Raw genomic sequence first — 19,074 nt, 5'->3', positions numbered from 1 at the left:
GTGCGAGAGGAGGAAAGCAGGATGACCACCTCGCCCCACATCGTGAGCGACCTCATGACCCACACGCCCGTAGCTGTGGGCAGCCAGGCCTCGTACAAGGAGATCGTGCAGCTTCTGAACCGGTGGAAGGTGAGCGCACTGCCCGTCCTGGCCGGTGAGGGACGTGTCATCGGAGTGGTTTCCGAGGCCGACCTGCTGCCGAAGGAGGCGAGGCGTCCCGACGAGGGTGCGGCACCCGCGAACGCGCCCACGGACGCCGCCAAGGCCGGTGCCGTCCGCGCGGAGGACCTCATGTCCAGTCCCGCGATCACGGTGCACGCGGACGCACCCCTGGCCGAGGCGGCCAGGATCATGGCGAGACGGCGGGTCAAGCGTCTGCCCGTGGTGGACGGAGGCGGCCTGCTGGAAGGGATCATCAGCAGAGGCGATCTGCTCAAGGTGTTCCTGCGCTCCGACGAGGACATCGGGGCGGAAGCAGCGGCCGTCCTCACCGGTCTCCCCGGCACCGTCGGCCTCGAGGCCCGGGTCGTCGACGGAGTCGTCACGCTGGGAGGAGCCCTGCCCGACCGGACCATGGTGCCGCTCGTCGCCCGCGCCGTACGGGCGATCGCAGGTGTCGTCGACATCCGCCTCGACCTCCGGCACCCGTGATCCGCCCCCGGCACCCGTGATCCGCCCAGGCCTCCGGGCAGCCCGAAGGCCCCCGGGAAGCCGCGGGGAGCCGTGAAGCCACGCGCAGGGAGGCGTGAAGCCCTCGGGAAGCTTTTTCAATGAACCGGAAGCAGCCGCCAACGGCCCGCCGGCCGTCTGCCGGCCGCCGAGGTATCAGCTCTCACCGGGCACCGTGATGACGGGACACTCAGCCCGGTGCAGGAGTCCGTGCGGCACGGAGCCGAGCCGCATCCCCGTGTAACCGCCGCGCCCGCGCCTCCCGACCACGACGCCCAGAGTGCCGGCCGAGGCACGGGCGAGTTCCTCCACCGGATGCCCGTGGCGCGTCTCCTGAGTGCACCGCACGTCCGGATGATTGGTGGAGCACTCCGCGACGGCGGCGGCGAGAATCCGTGCGCTCCCCTCCCTGACCGACTCCTCCCCGGCCAGGGCGAACGCCGGGCGCTGCCACACCAGCACGGCGTGAACCGGGGCCCGGCGCAGGCCCGCCTCCTCGAACGCGAACCTCAAGGCCACCCTGGAGGAGTCGCTGCCGTCGACACCCACGACGAGACGCGCGGAGAGATCCGCCGTGTTCTCGGGTGCCCGCACGACCACGACGGGGCAGTCCGCCTGCGCGCTGAGTGGTGCGGCCACCGAACGCATTCCGAGGATCTCCGCCGGTTTGCTGAGCCGCCGGGAGCCGACCACGACCATGCGGGCGTGAGCGGCGCCGGCGGATCGGCACAGCACGGCGGCCGGCCGGCCGTCCAGGAGCTCGGTCGCCACCGGGAGCCCGGGGGAGAGGCGGAGAACGGTCTCACGGGCCGAGTCCAGGGCTTCCCGCCCCTTGGCCTGCAGCGACATCCGCCGAGGTGTCGAATCCACGTGCTGGGTGTCGTGCAGCGGGGGGACGGCGAGGACGAGCCGGAGCGGCAGGTTCCTGCGATCCGCCTCGTCCGCCGCCCAGGCGAGCGTCGGTACCGAGGGGTCGAGCGGATCGACACCGACCACGATCTCCCGGCTCGTTCCGGAGCGCGTCATACGTCCTCCTCGGCCACGTGCACCTGCTTCCCACGGTGTCCTCGGCGCTGCCTCGGCGGCAGGGCCATGACGGCCCGGTCAGGGGGCCAAAGGTCCCGGGGACGGGCAGTGGCCGCCTCCCGGGGGAGCCCACTCGGCCCTGTACATCTGCCGCCGTCGCGCGGAACGCTGGTTACGGAGGACGCCCCTGCGATGACGCGGAAGGAGGCGGACCGGAAGATCGCTTCCGCCCCGTCCCCCCGGAACGACGCCGGGAGTCCCTTCGCTACGAGGAGGCCGACATGCCAGGCAATGTGACGGTGGGGCTGAACGGCTCGCCCGAGAGTTTCGCCGCAGTCCGATGGGCTGCCCAGGAGGCGGTTCTGCGTGAGGTCGCGCTCCGTATCATCCACATCCAGGACTGGCCGGTTCCGCCCGGACACGTCGAACACGTGGTGTCGTCGTCCGCCGCCACGGCCGCTCACACGGAACCCGGGCGCTCCCCGAAGTACGAGGACCTGCTGGCACGAGCGGCGGCGGAGGCGGAGCAGGCACACCCGGGCCTGAGCGTCGGCGCGGAGAACGTGACCGGCTTCGGTCTCGCTTCCAAGGTCCTCCTTGCCGAGGCCGAGACACCGGGAGGCATGGACCTGCTGGTGCTGGGGTCACAAGGGCTCAACCGGCTCACGGGCTTCGTCATCGGTACCACCTCGCTGCCTGTGGCGGCGGCGTCGCCCTGTCCGGTGGTGCTCGTCCGCAACGGTGGAGCCGACCGTGGCGAGCGGCCCCACCGCTCCGAGCAGCCGGCGGGACAGTTGCTCCTCGGTATCGATCCGAGAGAAGCGGAATCCGAAGCGCCGGTCCTGGATTTCGGCTTCACCGAAGCGGCCCGGCGGAGCTGTGGGCTGCAGATTCTGCACGCCTGGTCCTTTCCGCCCATGTACGCGTACGCCCAGGCCGCCGATCCCGGCCTGGGGAACGAGCTCGTAGCCGAGATCGAGACGAACCTCGAACGCGTCGTGGACCCCTGGAAGCGGCGGTTCCCCGGCGTCACGGTGCGGACCACGGCGGTGGCGGGAGCGCCGGGAGCGGAGCTGGTGTACGCCTCGCCCGATGCCGACCTGGTCGTCGTCGGACGCCGCGAGCGGACGCGTCCGGTCGGCCCCCGGCTCGGGCATGTGGCGCACGCGGTCATCCATCACGCCACATCACCGGTCGCAGTGGTGCCGCATCCCTGAATCCGCGAACCGGTCGGGAAGGAACCCAGATGTCGACTCCACAGGCCGATGCCGCGACGGTGACCGCATGGGTCGGCGACGCGGTCATGGCCCCTTCCATGCACAACGCTCAGCCCTGGCAGTTCCGGTACGTGCCGGCGACCGGCGAACTCCGACTGCGCATGGACCTGACGCGCTCCATGCCGCACACCGACTCCCACCACCGCAGCATGCACGTCAGCTGCGGTGCCGCGCTCTTCAATCTCCGCGTGGCCGCCGCCCACGCGGGATGGACGGCGCATGTCCGTCCGCTGCCCGATCCCGCTGATCCCCACCTCCTGGCGAGCGTCCGATTCGTGGAGGCGGCGGACCCCGACGGCGTCGCCGATCTGTATCCGGCGATCCGGAGGCGCCGCAGCAGCCGGGAAGCGTTCACGGACGAACGGGTCCCCGCCGCGCTGCTCGACGCGCTCAGCGGTGCGGCTCGATCGGAGGGGGTCGGTCTGTCCGTCCTCGGCGAATGGCAGGCGGAAGCCGTCCTCGACGTGGTGGAGGACGCGGCACAGGACGAGCGGCTGTCACCCGAGGCCCGCGCGGAGATCGCGCGGTGGACGGGATCCGGGGTCGAAGGACCGGACGGAATCCCCACGTACGCCTTCGGTCCACGGCGCCACGGAGGCAGAGCACCGGCACGGGACTTCGCCGTCGGGCGGCACCTCCCCGAACGGCGGTCCGCCGTTTTCGAGCACGCACCCTGCCTCGTGGTCCTCGGGACCGCCCAGGACCGCCCACCGGACTGGCTCCTCGCCGGGCAGGCACTGGAGCGGGTGCTCCTGCAGGCGACGGCGGACGGACTCTCGACGTCGCTCAACTCGCAAGCCCTCGAACACCCCGAACTACGCTGGCTGCTGAGGGATCCGCACGCCGGAACCACCACCTCGTTCCCTCAGATGCTGCTCCGGCTGGGATACGGCCCCATGGTCCCGCCCACGCCCCGCCGTGACGTGGGCGACGTACTGGCCATCGACGACGAGCGGGGCGATCGGGCGGAGTGAGACCCGCGGCGTCCCAGGCGCACAGGAGCTACGGGGCGTCGGTCTCGATGCGGCGCCCGGTGACCCTGTCGGCCGTCACCACGACCCACAGGTCCCGTTCACCGCCGGCCCAGGGCGTCACGGTCCCCGCCTCGTTCTCCAGAGCCGCGACGTCCCGGGGCTCCGTGAGGGCGTCGGCGGCGCCGACGACGAGCACGCTCCATCCCCGGCTGAAGGCGTCGTCGATGTGGTCCACCTCGAACGCGGTCTCGTGCCCGACGGCGTGGGCGGGACGCGAGTCCGGCGAGGTCCTGTACGCGATCCGGTTCTCCACGCACACGTAGTTGACCGGATAGACGGCCGGTCCGCCCTCGTCGCTCACGACGACCCTCCCGACCCCTCGGCGGCCGACGAGTGTCCAGCACTCGTCCTGGCCGATCTCGACCAGCCGGGGGTGGCCTGCCGCGCGGCCCGCCCCAGGGGGAAGGTCGACGGTGCCGCCGGTGAGGTCGTCGACGGTCGTCTCGAGGGCGTGGGCCAGACGCACCACGAACCCCATCCCGTGGGAGCCCGGCTGTGTCTCGACGTACTCGATGTATCCCGGGGCCGACGCGGTGCGCAGCGCGACCTCTCCCCGCGACAGTCCGAGGTATTCACGGCGCGCCGCCACCCGCCTGCCGAAGTCACCCGCCGCGGGCGCCCCGTCCCCGTCCGCGCCGGTCTTCGATCGGTCGGTCATGATGCTCACCTTCGTTCGTCCCGTACCGGATCGCGTCCCGTGTCCGGCCGACGCGGCGCCGGCGCTCGGGAGGCCCGGTCGAGAACCACGTCACCCCCATGACACCGAGTCGACGCGTGCCGGGGACCGTCCGAACGGGCGCTTCGCCGCCGAACCACTCCACCGGCGGCGCCTGCGTGAGGCCGACGGCACACTCCCGGCCTCACCCACGGCGGCCGTGCGGCAGGAGGACCGCGAGGGCACGCACGTGCGCCGGCCGGGCCCCGCGGCCACCGGTCCAACACCGGTCCCGGCCTCCCGCATGGCGCAGCACCCTTCGCGCGGGCAGTGTGGATGTGCGGGGGCTCGTATAGACGGTGAGGCGGGTATGGACAGCGGTTCGGAAAACCTGCGGGTCGTCGTCGGGGTCGACGGCTCCGGCCCTTCCCAGGAGGCTCTGCGCTGGGCGGCCCGGCACGCCCGGCTCACCGGTGCCGTGGTCGAGGCGGTGTGCGTCTGGGAGACCCCGTCGGAGGTCGGTTGGGCCGGGCCGGCCACCGAGGCCGGATTCGACCTGGAGGACGCCCGGAGGCGCTTCTCCGAAGGCATCGAGGCCGTGTTCGGTGACGCCAGGCCGGCTGTCGTGCACGAGATCCTGGTGCGGGGCGATCCGTCGGAAGTCCTGGTGAAGGCATCCGAGGGCGCCGACCTGCTGGTGGTCGGCAACAGGGGACGAGGAGCCTTCGCGCGGGCCGTGCTGGGCTCCGTCAGCCAGCGGTGCGCTCAGCACGCCGTGTGCCCGGTGGTGGTCGTCAAGGCGAAGGCAGCCAGGCGTTCGTGAGGGACGGGCCGGGCACCACGGGCTCAGGGCCGACGGGGCGGTCCGGGCACCACAGGGCCCGGGGCTTCACCGGCCGGCCTCCGGCTCCGCGACGGCCGGGCCGTGGAGATCGCAGCGGACGTCCACCACCCCTTCGACCGTTCTGGCGAGGCGCTCGGCCACCGGTATGAGTGCCGTGTCGCGCACCTCACCGTCGAGGGTCACCCGTCCCCCGGTGACCGCTACGCCGATGCCACGCCGGGAGACCGGGAAGAGGGGGGCGATCACCTCCTGCCTCACCTCGTCGGCCAGGTCGTCGTCCGTGCGCAGAAAGACCTTGAGCACGTCGATCCGGCTCACGATGCCTTTGAGGACGCCCCGCTCGTCCACGACGGGTAGACGCTTGACCCGGTGACGGGCCATGAGCCGGGCCGCCTCCGGCAGCGGCGCGTCCGTCGCGACCGTCACCGCGGGGGAGGACATGAGGTCCCGTGCGGTCACGGCCCCCGCCTTGGCGTGGTCCGTGAGGCGCTCACCCTGGCCGATCATGGTGGCGTCCTCGCCCCGTAGCTCCTCCTTGAGCAGGAGGTCCGCCTCGGAGATCACTCCGACGACACGCCCCTCTCCCTCCAGGACGGGGACGGCGGTGACCTGCCACTGGTTCATGGCCGCCACGATCTCCTTGAAGCGGGCGTCGAGACCGACCGCGACGACCGTCTGCGTCATGACGTCCTTCACGCGGTGCGGCGTCCGGGCGGTCATGGCGTCGCTCCGGGCGAGGCTCCCGCACCGCTGTCGCGGGGAACGACGACCACGGGGCAGGCCGCATGGTGCAGTGCGGTGTGCGCGACGCGGCCCAACTGTGTACCGACATGGCCCTCCCGGCGCCGGGCTCCCACCACCAGCAGGTCGGACACCGCGGCGCGTTCCAGGAGCACCTTGTGAGCGGGCCCCTCCGCCGTCACCCGTCGCACCCGGACATCCGGATGATCCTTCTCCGACGAGGCCAGGACCTCGTCGAGCAGGGCGGACGCCTGCTCCTCGTGGTAGCGCGCGGGGTCACCGGCCAGGAGCGGGTGGTCGGAGGTCTCGTGGGAGGGGCAGCGCCAGGCGCGGATCACATCCAGCCCGCACCCGCGCAGTTCCGCCTCGGCGAAGGCGAACCGGACCGCCGTCAGGTCGGGCGGATCCGCGTCCCCCACACCGAGCGCGATCCGTCCGTGCGCCGCTTCCAGGCCCGCCTTGTCGCCACGCACCACGAAGGCCGGGCACCGGGCACGCGAGGCGACGGCGAGACTCACCGAGCCGAGCAGCAGACCGGCGATCTCACCCCTGCCCCGGCTCCCGACGACCAGGGCGAAGGCGTCCTGTCCCTCTCTCAGGAGTGCGCTCACCGCGTCCTCCTGCGGCACGTCCGCCGTGACCTTAAGGCCGGGCGCCACGCGACGGACTCGCTCCGCCGCCGAGCCGGCGATGTTCTCCGCCATCACCCGGCCGTCGGGGCGCGACAGGCCCCTCGCGAGGGCGGCGCCCTCGTAACGCTGCCACAGGGAGGCGTACACCAGGCGCAGTGGAACTCCGTGAAGCACCGCTTCGTCCGCCGCCCAGTCCACGGCGCGGAGGCTGGACTCACTTCCGTCCACACCGGCAACCACAGGAGACAGCATCGTCCTCACACACCCTTTCCCGCGTACCTTTCGCCTACAGCCAAGGTCCCACCGGGCCCGCTCCCGGTCCCAGGGCCGAGCGGGTCCCGCGCGGGTCCGGGCGGCCCAGGACGGGACGGGCCGCGGAGGTGCACAGGACCGGATCCCCGCCGCGCGCAACCGGTATCCGGGGCGGGACTCCGCCCGGATACCGGTTCCGCGTATCCGGGCCGGGACTTCCGCCCGGCGCATCGGCCTGGAGTGGCCGGCGGCCCGGACCGGTTGCCGGCCGGCCGCTCGGCGGTCAGACGCTGTCAGCCGACGGAGCCGACCACGTCAGCCGTGTCCCACCTCCCGGCGGCGCACCGATCCTCAGTTCGCCGTCGGCCATCCGGGCCCGGTCACGCATGTTCCCGATCCCGCTGAACCGCGCGTCCTCGGGTATGCCCACGCCGTCGTCCGTGACCGTGAGCGTCGTACGGTCGGCCGTGGCCGTCAGATGGACGTCGACCGACGTGGCCCGCGCGTATCGGGCGGTGTTGCTGAGCGCCTCCACGAGGACCGCCACCACGTGATCCGCGAGAGCCACCGGGACGCGGCTCTCCACGAGCCCTTCGACCCGGAGGGCCGGTGCGAAGCCCAGAGGGCCGGTGGCCGCCTCCACCGCCTGTGCGACTCTGCTCCGAGGGCCCTGCCGCAGCACGCTGTCCTGCTGGGAACGCAGGCCGAAGATCGTCGATCGGATGATCTTGATCGTCGTGTCGAGGTCGTCCACCGCTCGGCGAAGCCGTTGCTCCGCCTCCGGGTGGGTCACGAAGCGCAGTGCGCCCTGGAGGGTCATGCCGGTGGCGAACAACCGTTGGATCGCCAGGTCGTGAAGGTCCCTGGCGATACGGTCGCGGTCCTCCAGAAGGGCCAGTTGGACCGCGTCCTTGCGGCGTTCCGCCAGTTCCATGGCCAGCGAGACCTGCCGGGTGAATCCCTTCAAGGACGCCGACGCCTCGGCGGTGAAGGCGTTCGCCCGGCTGTTCCGGGTGAGGAGGAGGACTCCACGCGGGTCGGTGCCGCCCGAACCCAGGGGGACGGCCATCGCGGGTCCGAATCCGGCCCACCGCGCGGAGTCCGCTCCGTTCCTCGGATCGTGTTCGACGTCGAGGGAGACCGATGCCGAGGCTTCCGTGAACGCTCTCCCCAGGTAGCCCTCACGCAGGGGGACGAACTCGCCGTGGTACCTGTCGGACTCCGCGCCCACCGCAAGGGCTATGCGCAGGGTGTCCGCGCCCTCCACGGGAACCGCGATCAGCCCGAGGTCCGCCGCCACGTTCTTGTGCGCGTGCTCGAGGAGCAGACCCAACACCTCGGCGCGTGGGCGGCCCGACAGCAGGCTGTTCGTCACTTCCGACCCCGAGGCCAGCCAGCGTTCCCGGAGGGACGACCGCTCGAACAGCCGGGAGTTCTCGATGGCCACGCCCGCGGCGACGGCCAGGGTCATCAGGACCGCCTCGTCCTCCTCGTCGAAGCGGGCTGTTCCGCGCTTCTCGGTGAGGTACAGATTGCCGAAGACCTGGCCGCGCACCCGGATCGGAACCCCGAGGAAGGAGTGCATGGGCGGGTGGTTCGGGGGGAAACCGCGGAACGCCGGATGCGCGGACAGTTCGTCCAGCCGCAGAGGCTCCGGATGGCGGACGAGTTCTCCCAGCAGACCGTGGCCGCTCGGCAGGGCCCCGATGGCGGCCCAGGCCTCGTCGTCCACCCCCACCGGAACGAACGCGGAGAGCATCCGGTCCTCACCGATGACACCGAGAGCGCCGTACCCGGCGTCCACGAGGGAGACGGCCGCCTCGACGATGCGTCCCAGCACCTGCTGCAGATCCAGCCCACGTCCCACGGACAGCACCGCTTCCAGAAGCGCGTGCAGACGCTTGCGGGACGTACCGGTCGCGTCCGCACGGGCCTGGAGCCGGTCCAGAAGCTCATGCGTCGCGGGATCGAGCGCCGGCCTGGGTTCGCTCAAGGTTCCCTCCCGCGCTGGGACGGCGACTGCTCCTCTCCCACCGTATGGCGCGCCGTGGCGCGCCGCATGCCGATGTTGTGCGGTTGGAAATGCCTGATCAGAAGGGTGGAAGGTCGCTATCCGAGCCAAGGGGGCACTGCGGGGGGATACTGGGCGTGAACTCGTCGCGCCAACCGGACGACGAGGGTCCGGCAGCGGATGCAGGGGACGACGATGACTGACGCGCCGGCCGGCACAGCCGGTGAGCGGCCCATCCGGGTGTTCGTCCTGGACGATCACGAAGTCGTGCGCTACGGCTTGCGCGACCTCCTGGACGCGGAGCCGGACCTGGAAGTGGTGGGCGAGGCGGCGACCGCGCACCAGGCGGTGGCCCGGGGCCCCGCCCTGCGACCGGATGTCGCGGTGCTCGACGTCCGGCTGCCCGACGGGGACGGCGTCACTGTGTGCAGGGAGCTGCGCTCCCGGCTGCCGGGCCTCGCGTGCCTGATGCTGACGTCGTTCGACGACGAGGACGCGCTGCTCGACTCCATCATGGCCGGGGCGGCGGGTTACGTGCTGAAAGAGGTCAAGGGCACCGACCTGGTCGCGGCCGTCCGGACCGTGGCGACCGGGCAGTCCATGCTGGACCCGGCCACCACCACCCGGCTCATGGAGTCCTTGCGTGTGCCGGCATCGACGCGCTCCGAGGGGGACGAGCGGCTCTCCGCCCTGTCCGACCGGGAGAAGGCGGTCCTGGACCTGATCGGCGAGGGCCTCACCAACAGGCAGATCAGCAAGAGGCTCTACCTCTCGGAGAAGACGGTGAAGAACCACATCTCGCGTCTGCTTTCCAAGCTCGGCGTCGAGCGCCGTGTGCAGGCCGCCGTCATCGCCACGAAGGCGCACGATCAGGAGCAGAGGGAGGGCTGAGGGCCGGGCAGGCCCACGGCCCTCGATCTCGGCGGGCGCGTCGGCCTCACCGGCGGGGGCGACGTCGTCCGTAACGGCCGGGTCGACGTAGGCCTCGACGGCCGGGCCGACCTCGCCGGCCCGGCCGGGGTGCCCGGCGCCGAGGCGTCTAGCCGGCCGGTGCGACCTCGTCGTGCGTGGGGGGACCGAGTACCACCTTCAGCGCACCCGTGTCGGCGGCCGCCGAGAACACGTCGTACGCCTCCTCCATGCGGGAGTGCGGGAACCGGTGCGTCACCAGGGCGGGAGCCGCGGGCAGCCGCCCGGCCGCCATCATGTCGAGGAGCAGCGGAGTGGAACAGGTGTCGACCAGACCGGTGGTGATCGTCAGGTCCCGGGACCACAGGCTTTCCAGGTGCAGCTCCGCGGATCTGCCGTGAACGCCCACGTTGGCGACGTGTCCGCCCGGCCGGACCATCCGCGTGCACGCTTCGAACGACTGGGGGACGCCGACCGCCTCGACCACGACGTCCGCTCCGAGACCGTCGGTGAGGTCCTCGACGAGCTGCTCGGGCGCCTCGCCGGCGTCGACGGTCACGTCCGCCCCCACGGCGCGTGCGGCGTCCAGCCGCGACGCCACGAGGTCCGTCGCGATGATCCTTCCCGGGGTGAAGAGACGGGCCGTGGCGATCGTGGCGAGACCGATCGGCCCCGCTCCCACCACCACGACGGTGTCCCCGGGCCTCACACGGCCGCTCAGCACACCCACCTCGTAGGCGGTGGGGAAGATGTCCGCCAGCAGAACCGCGTCCTCGCTGCGCACCGCCCCGGGCAGCGGATGGACGGAGAGGTCGGCGAAGGGCACCCGCACGTACTCCGCCTGGGTGCCGTCGATCAGGTGTCCCAGGATCCAGCCGCCACCACCGAGACACTGCCCGAACCGGTTCTCCCGGCAGTAGCGGCAGCGCCCGCACGCGGTGATGCAGGAGACCAGAACCCGGTCACCCGGCCGTACGCCACGTACCTCGCTGCCCGTCTCGACCACTTCACCCACCGCCTCGTGTCCGAGGACGGTGCCGGGTTCCACCTCCGGTACGTCTCCGTTGAGGATGTGCAGATCCGTTCCGCAGATGGTGACGGCCTCCACGCGGATCACCGCGTCGGCCGGGTCCTGAATGCCGGGATCAGGCACGTCCTGCCAGGACTTCTGTTCCTTGCCGTGGAAAACCATCGCCTTCATGGTCCGCTCCCTCTCTGCCGTCCACATCGAACAGGCTCGCAGAGCGGGAGCCGGAGGGCTTGGGCCGGTCGGCGCCGTACCGGACCCTTTCCGTCCCCTCCCGACGGCCGAGCGGGGCGGCGGCGTGCAGGAGGGGCCGCCCCTGCGACGGGAGGAAGCGAGGCAACGGACATCCCCTCCCGGTGCGCCGACACGGACCGTCGTCCCGCTAGCGCGTGCGTGAGCGCCGGTGGCCGAGGGTGCTGATACGCGTCCCGCCGGTCACGGCGTAGGGGAGCAGGGACTCCCTGGCCTCGGTGAGCACGGCGGACAGCGGGGCCTGGACCGTGGCGGGGGCGGTGTGCGGGTGGATCCACACGCGCGTACGAACGTGCAGGTGGCGGCCCTTCACCCGGAGGTGGACCCGGCACCGCTCCACGCCCTCCACGGAGACCGTCCGCCGGGTCAGCACGTCGCGGAGGGCCCGGAGGCGGAGATCCCCGCCGGGTCCGGGCAGCCGTACGCGGCCGGACCGCACACCGCGTCCGCACAGGCTGATGAACCACAGCCCGGACAACGCCGTCAGGACCGTGCCGAGCGCGATGACCGAGGGGGCCCACCACGCCGCCCCGCGCAGATCCGTGAGTCCTTCCGGGCTCACCAGCACGCTGCCCGGCAATCCGTCGGGCCACCAGGAGGGCAGCCGGCCGGCGAGGGACGGCTCCGTGCCCACGACCAGCGCGCCGGCCGGCACGAGTACGAGGCCGAGGGCGCCCAGCGTGACGCGGTCGACGGCCTGTCGTGAGGGTCCTCTCATGTCTGTCGTCCTTGCGTCGGGGGCGCCACGGGCGCCTTCTCGGCCGGCTGCGGCACCGGTGCGGGGTCCGCGGCCGGTGACTGCCGCCAGGCCTGGTCGGTCTGGAGCCTGACGCGGAGACGCGGGGCGCGGGGCAGCGCGCATCCGCCGACGGCGAGGCGGGCCGCAGCCTCTACGCCGACGCGCGCGGCCTCCCGGTCGCCGAACGACAGACGGGCGCGGACCAGGACGCGCCGGCGCCCCACCCGGACTCTCGCACGGCCGATGCCCGCGACGTCCGACACCGCCTCCTCGACCAGTGCGGAGACCGCTGATCGGTCGAGGGCGAAGACCGGCTGGTCCACGGGCGGCGAGAGCGGCAGAAGGCGGCGCTGCCCGGGTGTGACCGCCAGCACGACCAGCACCAGGCCCGCCAGGGCGGCACCCGCACCGCCCAGGACGACGGGCAGGTCACCGGCCCCGTGCGTGGACAGCCAGTCCACGGCACCGCCGCGCCACCGGGCAGGCGGGAGGCCCAGCAGACGCACCCGTGCCACGTCGAGGGTGAGGGTCCCGCAGACCAGGGCAGCGGCACCGGTGAGGACGGCTACGGGAAGACGCCGGGACGACCACCACCGGCGGGCGGCCGGCCGGGCATCCCCTCCTGCGGGCGGCCCCGCACGCAGGAGGGGGGCGTCCGCGCGCAGCGCACGGACGCTCACCTCCGCCCGCGGGACGTCGAGCCCGCTCAGCTGCCGGGTGCGTGCGGCGACGTGCTCCTGGACGAGTCCCACGGAGTCGGCCACGGACGCGGGGTAGGGCAGGGCGAGATCCAACGACACCTCCGCCCGCTGCCCCCGGACGGCCGCCGTGACGCCCGTGGCCGTGACGGCCCTGCCGGGCAGGGCCTCCGCGGCGGCACGCCCGGCGATCCTCCGGACGGCCTTCTCCGACACTGTGGTGGTACCTCGCTGCGACGGTGTGATCATCGGCGGTTCCGCTCGAACACGTCCCTGAGAGCGTCGGGCACGCCGCCACCGTCGAGCCGGTGACCGACGAAGGCCCCCACCGCTCCCAGGGCGGCGACGAGGAGGAACGCGCCGAAACCTCCGAAGTGCGCGGCGAACGCCAGGGCCATACCGGCCCCCATCCCGACCACCGGCCTGCTCATCTCTCCACCTCTCCGATCACTCCCCGTCCCCGGTCCCGGCTTCCCGGTCACTCCACCCTGGAATCGGCCGAGGCGGCGTCGCCGTCCTCGTCCGGCAGGTGCACGTCGTTCACCGTCACGTTCACCTCGACGACCTCCAGTCCGGTGACGCGTTCCACGGCCGCGATGACGTTCTCCCGGACGTCACGGGCCAGGTCCGCGATCGCCACCCCGTACTCCACGACCAGATCGACGTCGATGGCGGTCTGCCGTTCGCCGACCTCGACCTTGACACCTCGGCCCACGTTGGGGCGGCCTCCCGGCACCCGGTCCCGAACGGCCCCGAGCGTGCGCGAGAGCCCGCCGCCCATGTCGTGCACGCCCGGGATCTCCCTGGCCGCGCTGCCGGCGATCTTCACGACCACGACGTCCGCGATGGACGTCCGGCCCCGGGTGGCGGCGGGCTCGTGCGCGCCGGTCGCTCCTCCCGTGAGCGCCGTCGTGCCCTGTTCGCCCTTCGTGCTCTGCGGGACGGAAGCGCTCTTGGCGACCGTGGCCGTCTGCGTGGTCATGGAAGGTCCTCCTTGTACGTTGTGCGGACTGATCTCACCCAGGTAGAACCGCCCGGACGCGATCCGTGACGCCGGCCCCGGAAACTTCTTCCACGGGTGCCACGGCCGCCGCCAGCAGGGCGCGCCGGACAAAGCCGTGTCGGGCCGCGTCACAGGGGGCGTGGCCGCGTGTCCAACCCGATGTGAGCGAACGAGAGGAGTCACCCGTGCCGCTGGCCCCCGAACAGGCCGCATCAGCGGTCGGTGAGGACCGGAGCGACACCGACGACACGTTGCTGGTCGTGCGGGCGGCCGAGGGGGACGAGGAGGCCTTCGCCGTCCTCGTGCGCCTCCACGCGCCCACGCTGGTGCGCATGGCCGCCCGTATGCTCGGCAACGTGCCGGAGGCGGAGGACGCCGTGCAGGACGCCCTCATCAGCGCCTGGCGCAAGCTGCCCGAATTCCAGCGGCAGTCGACGTTCCGTACCTGGGTGTACCGCATCGTGACCAACCGCTGCCTGAACGTGCTGCGGGCCCGCAGACCCGTCGACCACCTGGACGCGGCAGACCAGGTGGCGGCCCCGGAGCACACCGTCTCACCGGCACGGATCGCGGAGTCGCACGCCGCGGTCGACGAACTCCAGACGGCGCTGACCGCGCTGTCGGCCGAGCAGCGTGCCTGCTGGGTGCTCAGAGAACTGGACGGTCAGTCCTACGAGTTCATCGCGCAGGCCGTCGGGATCAGCCAGGAGGCTGTCCGCGCCCGGGTCTTCCGCGCACGACGATCTCTCACACAACAACTGGGGGCCTGGCGATGACTGCCCGCACCGACCCTCCCCGCCCGTCGCAGCCGGACGGCGATGACGAACTGCTGCCCTGCGGCCGTTCGCTGGCCGAGGTCTGGGACCTCCGGGAGCAGGAGAAGCACGACCCGCACCTGGAGGGCTGCCTCCACTGCCGCCGAGCGGTCGACGAACTCGCGGTCCTGGAGACCTCGGTACGCCGGCTGCGCGAGCAGTCGTCCACGGCCGAGGCCTACGACGCCCGCGCACTGACCCACAGGATCATGGACGTCGTCCGCCTGGAACTGCGGCCCGGACGCCCGCTGCCCCTGGGTGAACCGGACGAGGACCTGTGGATCATGGAATCGGCGGCGGCCAGGACGGTCCGCGCGGCAGCCGAGACCGTCCGGGGCGTTCGCGCCGGCTCGTGCAGGATCACTCTCGAACGCCTTCCCGGCCGGGAAGCACCACTGATCGACGTACGACTCGAGATCCACGCGCCCGCCTCGGCACCCTTGCAGGACCTCGCGGAACAGGTCCGCCGCAGCGTTCTGACAGCGGTCGACGGCACCCTGGGCATGGTTCTGAACGGCATCGACATCCGGATCACCGACCTGCTCGACGCGGCGGACGAACCCGGGGAGGGGACGGACCGGTGAACGGTACGGCGCACATCGACGAGGTGGCCCGGGCGGTCCTGGGCGTGGAGGGCGTCGCCTTCCTCAAACCGGGAGTGGCGCAACAGGTGCGCTCCGCGCTGGCCGGTACGGGACGGGCCGGCGCGACGCGCGCCTCCGGGCTGCGGATGAGCCGGAGCGGCGGGGGAGGAGAAGGCACGTGGGACGTCGATGTGCACATCGTGGTGCTGGGCGAGGCACGGGCCGTCGACGTCGCCAGAGGGACGCGCGCGGCCGTCGCCGAATGCCTGAGAAGGATGTTCCCGGAGACGACCGCACCGGCCCGCATCACCGTGACGGTGACGGGCCTGCTGTGAGCGGCCCCCCGTGAGGAGCGCCGGTCAGCCGTCGACCCGGCGCCAGCCCGCCACCGGGCCGGGAACCGCCCCGTCCTCGGGGGTGATCCAGAACGCCTTCCCGAGTCCCGCGTCGAACTGGGCGCCGGCCCGGCCGTCGCCGGACGAGCGTCCGGTCAGGCGCCGCCCGATCCAGGGCATCAGATGCTGCCGGGCGAACCGGACGTCATCGATCCGCCGCTGCGCCCACCGGACGGGCACGGACGCGGGCATCGGAATCCGCCAGTCGCTCTCCGCCGGCAGCCCCAGCGCCTGCCAGACCGCTTCGGCGACCCTGCGGTGCCCCTCGGCTGTCAGGTGGAGCCGGTCGACGTCCCACATGCGGGGATCGCCCAGCGACGGTGCGCCGTAGAGATCGGCCACCACGGCGCCGTGGCGGTCGGCCAGATCGCCGACGAGCGAGAACAGTTCCTCCATCCGGGGGCGGAAGCGTTCCATCACCGGACCGTTCCGTCCGGGGCTGCGCATCAGCACCAAGGTCTTGCACGACGGCGCGAGGCGCTCCACCGCCTCCTCCAGCCGGCCGCGGACCATGCCCATGTCGCACTTCGGCCGCAGGGTGTCGTTGAGCCCGCCGACGAGTGTGATCACATCCGGCCGCAGTGACGCGGCGACCGCGACCTGCTCGTCCACGATCTGACCGATGAGCTTGCCCCGGACGGCGAGGTTGGCGTACCGGAATCCGGGTGTGCGGGCCGCGAGGCGGGAGGCGAGGACGTCGGCCCAGCCGCGGTAGGAACCGTCGGGCAGCAGGTCCGACATGCCCTCGGTGAACGAGTCGCCGACCGCGACGAGACTGGTGTAGGAGGCATTCATTTCCATGGCGATGCCGATCGTACCGCGACGGCGGTGCACGGCCGGGACCGTGGAAGGGACCGTGGGAGGACCGAGGGGGCGCCCGCAGCCGGAGGCCGGCCGGACGCGGGGAGGGGCGTGGCCGAAGCCACGCCCCTCCCCTCCTCGCGGCGTCACAGGACGCCCACGTCAGCGGGCCTGGTGCCTGCCCACCAGCTCGCGCAGCACGTCCTCCATCGTGATCATGCCGGCCAGCCGGCCGTCCTCGTCGAGCACGGCCGCCAGATGCGTCCGGCTGCGCCGCAGCGCGGTCAGCACATCGTCCAGCGGAGTCGCCGCACGCACCCGGGCGATCGGCCTCAGTGCCGTCACCGGGAACGGGACGTCCCGCGGTGTGGCGTCGAGGGCGTCCTTCACGTGCAGGTAGCCGATGATGCGCTGCTCGCTGTCCATCACCGGGAAGCGCGAGAAGCCCGACTCGTGGGAGAGCCGTTCCAGCTCCTCGGGGGTCGTGCCGACCCTGGTGTACAGCACCCGGTCGACCGGGATGAGCACGTCCCGGACCGGGCGCCGTCCCAGTTCCAGCGCGTGGCGCAGACGGTCCGCCGAACGGTCGTCGACGAGACCCGAGTCCTCGGCGTCCTTGACGAGACGCGCCAGTTCGTCGTCGGAGAAGGTCGCCGAGACCTCGTCCTTGGCCTCCACCCGCAACAGCTTCAGCAGTGTGTTCGCGAAGGCGTTGATCGCGAAGATCACCGGCTTCAGCGCCCTGGCGAGGGTCACCAGGGGAGGGCCGAGCAGCAGCGCGGTGCGGGCGGGCTCGGCGAGTGCGATGTTCTTCGGCACCATCTCACCGAGCAGCATGTGCAGGTACGTCGCCACGGTCAGGGCGATGACGAACGAGATCGGGTGCACCAGCCCGTGCGGTACCCCGACCGCGTCGAAGACGGGCTCCAGCAGATGGGCGATGGCGGGTTCGGCGACGATGCCCAGCACCAGGGTGCAGAGCGTGATGCCCAGCTGTGCCGCCGCGAGGAGCGCCGACACGTGCTCGAGACCCCAGATGACACTGCGGGCCCGCCGGTCCCCGGCCTCGGCCGCGGGTTCGATCTGGCTGCGGCGTACGGAGATCAGCGCGAACTCCGCGCCGACGAAGAAGGCGTTGACCACCAGGGTCAGAAGGCCGATGAAGAGCTGTACGGCGGTCATCGCGCGTCCTCCGCCGGCTCGTCGTCACCGGGCAGCGGCGCGTGCAGCAGAGCACGCGCGGCGCGGTGCCCGGACGCGTCCACCACGTCGATCCGCCAGCCCGTGAGCTCCACGGTGTCGCCGACCACCGGAATGCGGCCGACCTCCGTGGCGATCAGCCCGGCCAGTGTCTCGTACGGGCCGTCCGGCACACGCAGCCCGATGGTGCGGAGCTGGTCGGTGCGGGCGGCGCCGTCGGCGGACCACAGGGTGCGCCCGTCCGCGTCCTCGCCCGCGGCCGCCAGGTCGGGGGTCTCGTGCGGGTCGTGCTCGTCCCGCACCTCCCCGACGACTTCCTCCACGATGTCCTCCAGCGTCACGACGCCCGCCGTGCCGCCGTACTCGTCGATGACGACGGCCATGGCCAGCTTTCCGGAGAGGCGGTCGAGCAGACGGTCCACGGTGAGGGTCTCCGGCACGAGCAGCGGTTCGCGCAGCATGTCGGACACCCGCTTGCGGGGCCGCTGCTCCGCGGGGACGGCCAGCACGTCCTTGATGTGCGCCACGCCCACGACGGTGTCCAGGCTGCCGCGGTAGACGGGGAACCTGGAGAGGCCGGTGGCCCGGGTGGCGTTCGCCACGTCCTCGGCGGTCGCCTGCACCTCGAGGGCGGTGACCTGGACGCGGGGCGTCATCACGTTCTCCGCGGTGAGTTCGGACAGGTTGAGGGTGCGTACGAAGAGCTCGGCGGTGTCCGCCTCGAGCGCGCCCTCCTTGGCGGAGTGGCGCGCCAGCGCCACCAGTTCCTGCGGGCTGCGGGCCGAGGCCAGCTCCTCCGCGGGCTCCAGGCCGAAACGCCGCACGATCCGGTTCGCCGTGTTGTTGAGGTGGCTGATGAACGGCCGGAAGACCGCCGTGAACGCACGCTGCGGTGCGGCGACGGCCCGGGCCACGGCCAGGGGGGAGGAGATCGCCCAGTTCTTCGGGACGAGCTCACCGACCACCATCAGGACCACGGTGGACAGCGCGGTACCGATGACGAGAGCCAGGGAGGAGGACACCCCGGGCGACAGCCCGGTCGCCTCCACCGGTCCCCGGATGAGCTTGGAGATGGACGGCTCGGAGAGCATGCCCACGATCAGGTTGGTGACGGTGATGCCGAGCTGCGCGCCGGAGAGCTGGTAGGTGAGGCTGCGTACGGCCTTGAGCGCTCCCGCGGCGCCGCGGTCACCGCGCTCCACGGATTCCTCGAGATCGGCACGCTCCACCGTGGTCAGGGAGAACTCGGCCGCCACGAACGCTCCGCAGGCGAGGGAGAGCAACAGCGCCACGAGGAGCAGGAGCACTTCGGTCATCGGTTCACCTCCGTCCCATGGTCGGGCAGGGGCGGGAGGATCGCGCGATGTCGGCGGTGTCGACTACTGGGGGGCTCGCCCATGGGCGGACGCTCACACCTTTCGAAAGGGTCGGACGGTCGAGGATCCATCGTAAAGGATCGGCAAAAAGCACTGTCCGGCGTACGGATTGCTGCTGTGCGCAGACCTCCGGC

At 72.1% G+C, this 19,074-nt stretch carries 21 protein-coding genes; 8 read left to right on the top strand and 13 right to left on the bottom strand.

Going from position 1 to position 19,074, the window contains the following annotated elements; all coding sequences use genetic code 11:
- The first annotated feature begins 21 nt into the window (after positions 1–21).
- A complete protein-coding gene (locus IA22_RS0128320) occupies positions 22–651 on the top strand; it encodes a CBS domain-containing protein (protein ID WP_030125235.1) in 630 nt (209 codons plus the stop codon).
- Between the two features lie 174 nt (positions 652–825).
- Here the strand turns inward: IA22_RS0128320 and IA22_RS0128315 are convergent, their stop codons facing one another.
- Positions 826–1,695: a universal stress protein gene (locus IA22_RS0128315; RefSeq protein WP_014157574.1), complete on the bottom strand. Its 870-nt coding sequence runs from the start codon at positions 1,693–1,695 to the stop codon at positions 826–828.
- 281 nt (positions 1,696–1,976) lie between these two features.
- On the opposite strand from IA22_RS0128315, the gene IA22_RS0128310 reads away from it, so the two are divergent.
- Both IA22_RS0128310 and IA22_RS0128305 read left to right on the top strand, forming a co-directional pair.
- On the top strand, positions 1,977–2,912 hold the full coding sequence (locus tag IA22_RS0128310) for a universal stress protein (protein ID WP_030125234.1): 936 nt from the start codon (positions 1,977–1,979) through the stop codon (positions 2,910–2,912).
- Positions 2,913–2,941: 29 nt separating this feature from the next.
- Positions 2,942–3,946 (top strand): Acg family FMN-binding oxidoreductase, encoded by a 1,005-nt coding sequence (locus IA22_RS0128305; protein ID WP_030125233.1) that lies wholly within the window; start codon positions 2,942–2,944, stop codon positions 3,944–3,946.
- 28 nt (positions 3,947–3,974) lie between these two features.
- Here the strand turns inward: IA22_RS0128305 and IA22_RS0128300 are convergent, their stop codons facing one another.
- Positions 3,975–4,664 carry a helix-turn-helix domain-containing protein gene (locus IA22_RS0128300; protein WP_030125232.1) on the bottom strand — a complete coding sequence of 230 codons (690 nt, stop codon included), beginning with the start codon at positions 4,662–4,664 and terminating at the stop codon, positions 3,975–3,977.
- Between the two features lie 367 nt (positions 4,665–5,031).
- On the opposite strand from IA22_RS0128300, the gene IA22_RS0128295 reads away from it, so the two are divergent.
- Positions 5,032–5,484 carry a universal stress protein gene (locus IA22_RS0128295; protein ID WP_014157578.1) on the top strand — a complete coding sequence of 151 codons (453 nt, stop codon included), beginning with the start codon at positions 5,032–5,034 and terminating at the stop codon, positions 5,482–5,484.
- A gap of 66 nt (positions 5,485–5,550) precedes the next feature.
- On the opposite strand, the gene IA22_RS0128290 is transcribed toward IA22_RS0128295, so the two are convergent.
- The 3 genes from IA22_RS0128290 to IA22_RS0128280 all read right to left on the bottom strand — a co-directional run bounded on the left by IA22_RS0128290 (position 5,551) and on the right by IA22_RS0128280 (position 9,123).
- Complete coding sequence (locus IA22_RS0128290; RefSeq protein WP_030125231.1) at positions 5,551–6,225, bottom strand: CBS domain-containing protein; 675 nt, start codon at positions 6,223–6,225, stop codon at positions 5,551–5,553.
- On the bottom strand, positions 6,222–7,139 hold the full coding sequence (locus IA22_RS0128285; RefSeq protein WP_014157580.1) for a universal stress protein: 918 nt from the start codon (positions 7,137–7,139) through the stop codon (positions 6,222–6,224). Before IA22_RS0128285 ends, IA22_RS0128290 begins: the two co-directional genes overlap by 4 nt.
- A gap of 274 nt (positions 7,140–7,413) precedes the next feature.
- Positions 7,414–9,123 carry a sensor histidine kinase gene (locus tag IA22_RS0128280; RefSeq protein ID WP_030125229.1) on the bottom strand — a complete coding sequence of 570 codons (1,710 nt, stop codon included), beginning with the start codon at positions 9,121–9,123 and terminating at the stop codon, positions 7,414–7,416.
- A gap of 213 nt (positions 9,124–9,336) precedes the next feature.
- Between IA22_RS0128280 and IA22_RS0128270 the strand changes: the two genes are divergently transcribed.
- Positions 9,337–10,032 (top strand): response regulator, encoded by a 696-nt coding sequence (locus IA22_RS0128270; RefSeq protein ID WP_030125228.1) that lies wholly within the window; start codon positions 9,337–9,339, stop codon positions 10,030–10,032.
- Positions 10,033–10,180: 148 nt separating this feature from the next.
- Here IA22_RS0128270 and IA22_RS0128265 read toward each other — a convergent pair whose 3' ends face one another.
- The 5 genes from IA22_RS0128265 to IA22_RS0128245 form a co-directional block, all read right to left on the bottom strand.
- Entirely contained in the window at positions 10,181–11,251 is a 1,071-nt protein-coding gene (locus IA22_RS0128265) for an alcohol dehydrogenase catalytic domain-containing protein (protein ID WP_030125227.1), read from the bottom strand.
- A 208-nt stretch (positions 11,252–11,459) separates the two neighbouring features.
- A complete protein-coding gene (locus IA22_RS0128260) occupies positions 11,460–12,047 on the bottom strand; it encodes an Asp23/Gls24 family envelope stress response protein (RefSeq protein ID WP_015576214.1) in 588 nt (195 codons plus the stop codon).
- On the bottom strand, positions 12,044–12,982 hold the full coding sequence (locus IA22_RS0128255) for a DUF6286 domain-containing Asp23/Gls24 family envelope stress response protein (RefSeq protein ID WP_245229610.1): 939 nt from the start codon (positions 12,980–12,982) through the stop codon (positions 12,044–12,046). The genes IA22_RS0128260 and IA22_RS0128255 overlap by 4 nt, the downstream gene beginning before the upstream one ends.
- Positions 12,983–13,011: 29 nt before the next feature.
- Entirely contained in the window at positions 13,012–13,197 is a 186-nt protein-coding gene (locus tag IA22_RS0128250; protein ID WP_014157586.1) for a DUF2273 domain-containing protein, read from the bottom strand.
- A gap of 47 nt (positions 13,198–13,244) precedes the next feature.
- Entirely contained in the window at positions 13,245–13,748 is a 504-nt protein-coding gene (locus IA22_RS0128245) for an Asp23/Gls24 family envelope stress response protein (protein ID WP_015576211.1), read from the bottom strand.
- 206 nt (positions 13,749–13,954) lie between these two features.
- Between IA22_RS0128245 and IA22_RS0128240 the strand changes: the two genes are divergently transcribed.
- Genes IA22_RS0128240 through IA22_RS0128230 form a run of 3 tightly spaced genes read left to right on the top strand, consistent with a single transcriptional unit; the run spans position 13,955 to position 15,503 of the window.
- A complete protein-coding gene (locus tag IA22_RS0128240) occupies positions 13,955–14,545 on the top strand; it encodes an RNA polymerase sigma factor (protein WP_015576210.1) in 591 nt (196 codons plus the stop codon).
- Positions 14,542–15,168, top strand: a complete 627-nt coding sequence (locus tag IA22_RS0128235) for a hypothetical protein (protein WP_030125225.1) — start codon at positions 14,542–14,544, stop codon at positions 15,166–15,168. Before IA22_RS0128240 ends, IA22_RS0128235 begins: the two co-directional genes overlap by 4 nt.
- On the top strand, positions 15,165–15,503 hold the full coding sequence (locus IA22_RS0128230; protein WP_030125224.1) for a hypothetical protein: 339 nt from the start codon (positions 15,165–15,167) through the stop codon (positions 15,501–15,503). The genes IA22_RS0128235 and IA22_RS0128230 overlap by 4 nt, the downstream gene beginning before the upstream one ends.
- Positions 15,504–15,527: 24 nt before the next feature.
- On the opposite strand, the gene IA22_RS0128225 is transcribed toward IA22_RS0128230, so the two are convergent.
- The 3 genes from IA22_RS0128225 to IA22_RS0128215 form a co-directional block, all read right to left on the bottom strand.
- Positions 15,528–16,364 (bottom strand): SGNH/GDSL hydrolase family protein, encoded by an 837-nt coding sequence (locus IA22_RS0128225; protein ID WP_030125223.1) that lies wholly within the window; start codon positions 16,362–16,364, stop codon positions 15,528–15,530.
- Positions 16,365–16,526: 162 nt separating this feature from the next.
- Complete coding sequence (locus IA22_RS0128220) at positions 16,527–17,546, bottom strand: hemolysin family protein (RefSeq protein WP_014157592.1); 1,020 nt, start codon at positions 17,544–17,546, stop codon at positions 16,527–16,529.
- Positions 17,543–18,880, bottom strand: a complete 1,338-nt coding sequence (locus IA22_RS0128215) for a hemolysin family protein (protein WP_014157593.1) — start codon at positions 18,878–18,880, stop codon at positions 17,543–17,545. Before IA22_RS0128215 ends, IA22_RS0128220 begins: the two co-directional genes overlap by 4 nt.
- Between the last annotated feature and the right edge of the window lie 194 nt (positions 18,881–19,074).

This window comes from Kitasatospora papulosa (assembly GCF_000717245.1).
In the GTDB taxonomy this organism is placed as follows: domain Bacteria; phylum Actinomycetota; class Actinomycetes; order Streptomycetales; family Streptomycetaceae; genus Streptomyces; species Streptomyces papulosus.
This window is presented reverse-complemented; position numbering and strand designations above follow the sequence as displayed.